A 6,533-nucleotide genomic window follows, 5' to 3' on the forward strand; every position below is an offset into this window, starting at 1 on the left:
ACTTTGAGTTTTAGCAAGCAAAACCATTATATCTGCATCCGCTTTGGCCTGTATTTCCTCTGCTGCAGCGTGACCGTCTGCTCGGTGTCTGTTGGCAATTTTTTGCATATCGGCACGCATACGTTGATAAATTGCATTACTGGTATTGGCTGGAAGCTCTATTCCTTTAATGCGAACATCAACCACATTAATCCCCAATTCACCAGCTTGTTTTTCAGCTGCTAACCGTAATAAGCCCATTACATCATCACGCCCACCAGAAACCACTTCAGAAATAGTGCGTTTTCCAAACTGGGCTCGTAATAAAGTATTTAACTGCTGTTCCAACAAAGTTTCCGCTTTAAATTCGTTGCCACCAGTAGATTTGAAATATTTTGCTAAATTAGTAATATGCCATTTTACATAATAATCGACCATTACATCTTTCTTTTCTTTAGTGACAATACGCGTTGACTTGATGTCCATGGTTTGAATACGTGTATCAAAAATACGTACATTTTCGATAAAGGGAACTTTAAAATGCAAACCAGGACCAAAAACCTTCACCTTATCCGTATCAGTTTCATTAACCAAACGACCTAAACGCAAAATGATGCCTTGTTGTCCTTCGGTCACTGTAAATACACTAATAATAAACAATATAAATACTAAAAAGAGTACAATCCCAAGGGTTTTATTTATATTTTTCATTATTAATCTCTCCCTTGATGGTACACTGGTCTGGTAAGATCTCGCCCATCGATTAAACTACTTACATCATTGTTTTCCTCATTATCTTCTTTAGTCTTATTCTTGACAGCTGGAAAATCAGCCCATTGATTTTGCAGTAATTTATCCAAAGGCAAGTACAATAAATTAGCTGACTTACCATCAACAATGATCTTATTACTCTTGGTGAATACCTTTTGCAAAGTCTCCAAATACATACGCTTTGCTGTAATGTCAGGAGCAGAAATATACTGAGGAAGTAAGGCTAGAAATTCAGATACTTCCCCTTGAGCACGTAATACAACCTGCTGTGAAAATGCTTCCGCTTCTTGTTGAATACGGCTGGCCTTACCTTCAGCAATAGGGACCACCTTCGCAGCATAAGCATAAGCCTGTTCTTTGAATCGTTTTTCATCTTCCTGGGCTTTAATTGCATCATCAAAAGCATCTTGTACGCTTTCAGGCGCGCGCGCTGGTTGCGGTGATACATTAATAATAACAATACCTGTTTTATATAAAGCTAACGTTTTTATTAGATTTTCTTGAACTTGATTTCCCCAAACTTCGCGTCCTTCCGTAATAATCTGATCCAGCGTAGTCGTCCCAACAACTTGTCTTAAAGCACTGGAAGTTGCTTGTTGCAAACTTTCTTCAGGATTAGCTACGTTAAACAAATACTGTTGTAAATCACCAATGCGGTATTGTACTGCTAAAGACACAGCCACTAAATTTTCATCACGCGTAAGCATTTGCGCTGAATAGGAATAATCTAATACTCGATCAACGTTGACGATAATTTTAGAAGAAATAATACGAGGTATCCAATGTGGACCAGGACCTACTGTTTCTACGTATTTTCCAAAACGAAGAATAATGGCCTGTTCCGCTGGATCTACAATGAAAATGCCAGAAAGCACCCACAGAAGAAAAGCAGATAGAATGACCATGACAGCCACTAAACTACCATTGGACCTAATGGAAGGCGACTCCTTACCTGGTTTACTCTTGCTACCAAAAAGAATTTTCTTCAATTTGTTACTGATTCGTTTAAGAGCTTCATCTAAATCTGGAGGCTGATTCTTGTTTTTCCAAGGATCTTTGCCTTTATCTGGCTCGTTCCACCCCATTCATTACTCTCCCAACAATTTAGACTTCCTTCGCAACACAACCGTAGCCAGTTTCGAAGGAAGTCTATTCTAAGAAAACCAGAATTCTATGGGGTATATTAAGTTTAAGCAAGTAGATACTCGTGATATCAATTGTCAAAAATGCAAATTGAGCTCCTTACACTATGAAGAAATTATGAGTGAGCAACCTGTGCAACAAAAACCAGAGCTAACAGAGTAACCCCATTCTTATCTCGCAAAAATATTCTTTGTTTTATTGTGCTCTAAAAGATGAATCGCCAACTGTATTTTCCCACTAGCAATTGCCTGATGCAAAGGCTCACCTATATTTTTATCCCGTGTATTATCAAGGATAAAATCAATATACTCCGTAAGATCAATAACTAATGCGGGAGGTAGTGAATTATTTTTTTCCTGATGCAAAATTTTTTTCTTAAATCCCTCTAGTCCCGATTCAAGTGCTTTATTTATTTCCGTTATAAATTCCAGCAATCCTATTAATTAGTGGTTATAGATTAATATACACAAAGATCGGTGTTCTTAGCACAAAATTAAGATTTTATGAAAATTAAATCCCAAACTCCATGCCCTAATCGCTCCCCTCTTTGTTCAAACTTAGTAAGCGGTCGATATTCTGGTCGAGGAACGTACCCGCCCTCTGAGTGTGAATTATAAAGTGTGGGCTCAGCAGATAAAATTTCTAATATGTGTTCGGCATATTCCCACCAATCAGTAGCGCAATGAATAAAGCCACCTGGTTTAATTTTTTTTGTCAACAATTGAATAAATTCTGTTTGAATCAAACGTCGTTTATGATGACGTTTTTTATGCCAAGGATCAGGAAAAAAAATTTGGACCCCAGCCAATGAATTATCTTCTAATTGTGTACGAAACGTTTCTACAGCATCATGAGCAACAATACGTACGTTAGACAGGTCCTGATCATGCAAATCAGCGGCTAAACTACCTACGCCTGCTTGGTGAACCTCAATACCTATGTAATTCAATTGGGGATTATTTTGCGCCATAGATAATAAAGAGGTACCCATACCGAATCCGATTTCTACTACAGTAGCGGCTATACGCCCAAATTCTTTCGACAAATCCCAGGGCAAACCTGTCATAACCAGTTCATAATCATTCAGCCAAAGATCTAATCCTTGCTGCTGCCGATTACTTACTCTTCCTGCACGCAATACGTAACTTTTTATTCTACGATGCATTATCTTGACCTAATACTTAAAAGTTGCGATTATATGTTGCTATAAAAATCTTGCAACTATTACATTTTTTTGATATAAAACCGCTCTTGTATTTCACATCCGGCTTTTTGCCCCGAATTTTACAAAGACAACAGTAAATATATCTAATTTGGAGTATCACAATGTCTAGAGTATGTCAGGTAACTGGCAAGCGACCCATGACTGGCAACAAAGTGTCGCACGCTAATAATAAAACACGAAGACGCTTTCTACCCAATATTCAAAACCATAGCTTCTGGGTTGAAGAAGAAAATCGATTTGTCTCCTTACGCGTCAGCACTAAAGGCATGCGTATCATTGACAAATTAGGCATTAAAGCAGTTCTGGATAAAATCAGAGCTAATGGCAATAAAATATAATTTAATGGGGGATAAACCATGGCAGCTGTCAACGTAAAAGTGAAAATGGAATCCACAGCAGGAACTGGATACTATAAAACTACTACCAAAAATCCACGTAACCATCCTGAGAAGATGGAGCTAATGATGTACGATCCCAAAGTACGTAAGCACGTTCTTTTTAAAGAGAAAAAAGTAAAATAATTCTTTAATTATTCTAATGATTCAGTCATATTTACGCTGGAGACAAACTTCAGCGTTTACTTCTTAAACAATTAACTAACGTTATGAAACCATTCGTCTACTTTTATAAAAATTGTTACTTATCTGGTCTTTTTGTACTAATCAAGCGGGTAAAAAATTAGACTTGCTTCTACAGCATCCTTTGAAATGAAAAAAATAAATTTCTTTTTTTCCTCTAATTCTTTCTAAAATCAAACTAATTTTATTTTTTAAGTGAATTCATTGTAACCCCGAACTGTTTAATAAATTGATTAAGAGATCAAAATTTGCCACTTTTAATAATACTTCATGCATGGAGTTTTAAGCATTTATTAAATGGAGGTTCAAAATGAATACTCAAAATCAAAATGCGGGAAAAGACTCTAATTTATCCCATAAAGATAAAGGTGAGCAATCCTATAAAGGATTTAGATAATTAATTAAATTATCGTATAAAAAACAGTATTAACGTTTTATAAATTTGATAACAAAGTTTGCGTTTAAAAAATATTTGAGGATTTTTTATCCTTTTCTATAAATTAACCTGAATAATACTAGATAATCTTTACGAATCATTTAAACTGATAATAAGAGCAGTTGGAACAAAGAGGATTTACATGAAACCATCACTGCAGCTTAGTATAGGTCAACATCTGACGCTTACTCCACAACTACAACAAGCAATTAGACTCTTGCAATTATCAACAATTGATCTTCAACAAGAAATCCAACTGATTGTTGAATCAAATCCCATGCTTGAAGTAACCCCTCATGAAGAGAAAGAAGATATACACAGTGATGTAGCAGTATCTCATAATGATGACTTTCAGTGGTCTGAACTATACCAAAGTTCAAATAATCGCCATCATTTTAATGATGGTGATTATAATTTTGATAATTTTCATTGTGCGACAACTAATTTACAGGATCACCTAAGATGGCAGCTTGCTCTCTCTCCTATGAGTGATGTAGATAGAGTAATTGCTACAACACTAATTGATGCAATCAATAACGATGGTTTTTTGAGTATTCCTCTTGCTGATTTACATGCGAGTTTAACTAGTGAACAGCATCCTCTTGATTTAGATGAAATAGAGGCTGTACGCCACCGATTACAATTATTTGATCCCGTAGGCTGTGCTTCTGCTAACTTGACTGAAACTTTGCTGATTCAGTTAGAACAATTGCCTCTAGATACAATTCATTTAGCACATACTAAAAAAATTATTAGTGAAGACATCGACTTGCTTGGCCAACATAATTACAAGCAATTAATGAAAAATCATCAGATCAGTGAGAAAACAGTTGAGGAGATCTTACGAATTATTCAAGGATTAAATCCTAAACCAGGTAATATGATTCATCAAGACATTACAGAATACATTATACCTGATTTAACGGTTAAAAAAGTAAATAACCGTTGGAACGTATTTCTGAATCAAAATATATTGCCTCATTTAAGTATTAATAATCAATATGCCGCACTTATTCAACGAGCAGATAACAGCATCGACAATCAATTTTTAAAAAATAACTTACAAGAAGCACGTTGGTTTTTAAAAAGCCTTCAAAGTCGTCAGGAAACACTACTTAAAGTAGCAATATGCATCATGGAATATCAAAAAAGCTTCTTGGAATTTGGAGAAGAGGCCATGAAGCCATTAATTCTTAATGATGTTGCCTCTGTTTTAAACATGCATGAATCCACTATTTCCCGTGTCACTACGCAAAAATTTATTCATACTCCTCGGGGAGTTTTTGAACTAAAATATTTCTTCTCCAGCCATGTAAATACGCAGGCTGGTGATGAATGTTCATCCACTGCAATACGCGCAGTGATAAAAAAATTAATTGCTGCAGAAAATAGAACAAAACCCTTAAGCGATAATAAAATCACTCTCATGTTGAAAACGCAAGGCATTCAAGTAGCTAGAAGAACTGTAGCAAAATATCGTGAAGGAATGGGAATTGCTCCATCGAACGAGCGAAAAAAATTCGTAATTAATAACTGTTGACATTTGACCAAGACAGTGCCCAAGCAACTAAAGGAGATTCATTATGCAAATCAACATCACTGGCCATCGATTGGAGGTTACCCCTTCCCTTCGAACATTTACCGAAGACAAATTCGACAAACTTAAGCGTCATTTTGACCACATCACAAAAATTAATGTTATTTTTGACGTGGAAAAATTAAGACAAATTGCTGAAGCAACCATATTCGTTGCTGGTGGTGAGTTACATGCTAGTGCAGAATCAGAAGATTTATATGCTGCAATTGACATGCTAATGGACAAACTAGATCGTCAATTGATCAAACATAAAGAAAAAATTCGTCACCACTAATTTGTTTTAACAGGTATTATGATCTAAAGAATCTTAACTCTTTTTTATCGCTCTAAAGTCTTCTCTTCTGCTACTGGGAAGAGAAGAAACTTTAGGAGACTAAAATCCCTCAATTACTTCAAGTCTCAATAGTATTCTGCGTTGTTTACAGTTCTGTGACCTCCACGTACCCGTCACTACGAGCTAAAAACAGCATTGGGTAATTTTTATGGCTTTTAAAATTAAATAATAACTAACATAAATAAATGTAAAATCCTATACCTATTACCTATTTTTATGATACATTCCAGAGCATTATGATAAAAACTAAAATTACAATAATCAATAAGTTGGGTCTGCATGCGCGGGCGTCAGCTAAATTTGTTTCGACTGCTGCAAGATACCAAAGCAATATTGAGCTTATTAAAGACAAACAGACCGTTAATGGTAAAAGCATTATGGGGGTCATGATGCTTGCTGCCAATAAGGGAAGCGAACTCATTATGGAAATAGAAGGTCCTGATGAAATACAAATGAATGAAGCTTTGGTC

The 6,533-nt window shown here is 35.7% G+C and carries 9 protein-coding genes; 5 read left to right on the forward strand and 4 right to left on the reverse strand.

Annotated features, from left to right (window positions below; translation table 11 throughout):
* The 4 genes from hflC to trmB all read right to left on the reverse strand — a co-directional run.
* Window positions 1–690, reverse strand: a 690-nt coding sequence (gene hflC, locus WA877_RS03075; protein WP_425169465.1) for a protease modulator HflC, incomplete at its 3' end; no start/stop codon positions are given.
* Window positions 691–692: 2 nt separating this feature from the next.
* Window positions 693–1,835 (reverse strand): FtsH protease activity modulator HflK, encoded by a 1,143-nt coding sequence (gene hflK / locus WA877_RS03080; protein WP_425169466.1) that lies wholly within the window; start codon window positions 1,833–1,835, stop codon window positions 693–695.
* Between the two features lie 228 nt (window positions 1,836–2,063).
* On the reverse strand, window positions 2,064–2,327 hold the full coding sequence (locus WA877_RS03085; RefSeq protein WP_425169467.1) for a hypothetical protein: 264 nt from the start codon (window positions 2,325–2,327) through the stop codon (window positions 2,064–2,066).
* A 59-nt stretch (window positions 2,328–2,386) separates the two neighbouring features.
* Complete coding sequence (gene trmB, locus WA877_RS03090; protein ID WP_425169468.1) at window positions 2,387–3,058, reverse strand: tRNA (guanosine(46)-N7)-methyltransferase TrmB; 672 nt, start codon at window positions 3,056–3,058, stop codon at window positions 2,387–2,389.
* Between the two features lie 161 nt (window positions 3,059–3,219).
* On the opposite strand from trmB, the gene rpmB reads away from it, so the two are divergent.
* From rpmB to WA877_RS03115, 5 genes are all read left to right on the forward strand, one after another.
* A complete protein-coding gene (gene rpmB, locus WA877_RS03095) occupies window positions 3,220–3,456 on the forward strand; it encodes a 50S ribosomal protein L28 (protein WP_425169469.1) in 237 nt (78 codons plus the stop codon).
* Window positions 3,457–3,474: 18 nt separating this feature from the next.
* Window positions 3,475–3,639 carry a 50S ribosomal protein L33 gene (gene rpmG / locus WA877_RS03100; protein WP_425169470.1) on the forward strand — a complete coding sequence of 55 codons (165 nt, stop codon included), beginning with the start codon at window positions 3,475–3,477 and terminating at the stop codon, window positions 3,637–3,639.
* Between the two features lie 635 nt (window positions 3,640–4,274).
* Window positions 4,275–5,672, forward strand: a complete 1,398-nt coding sequence (locus WA877_RS03105) for an RNA polymerase factor sigma-54 (RefSeq protein WP_425169471.1) — start codon at window positions 4,275–4,277, stop codon at window positions 5,670–5,672.
* 43 nt (window positions 5,673–5,715) lie between these two features.
* Window positions 5,716–6,003, forward strand: a complete 288-nt coding sequence (hpf, locus tag WA877_RS03110) for a ribosome hibernation promoting factor (RefSeq protein WP_425169472.1) — start codon at window positions 5,716–5,718, stop codon at window positions 6,001–6,003.
* A gap of 296 nt (window positions 6,004–6,299) precedes the next feature.
* A partial coding sequence (locus WA877_RS03115; RefSeq protein WP_425169473.1) for an HPr family phosphocarrier protein occupies window positions 6,300–6,533 on the forward strand: 234 nt, incomplete at its 3' end.

The organism is Legionella sp., from assembly GCF_049790535.1.
GTDB lineage: Bacteria > Pseudomonadota > Gammaproteobacteria > Legionellales > Legionellaceae > Legionella.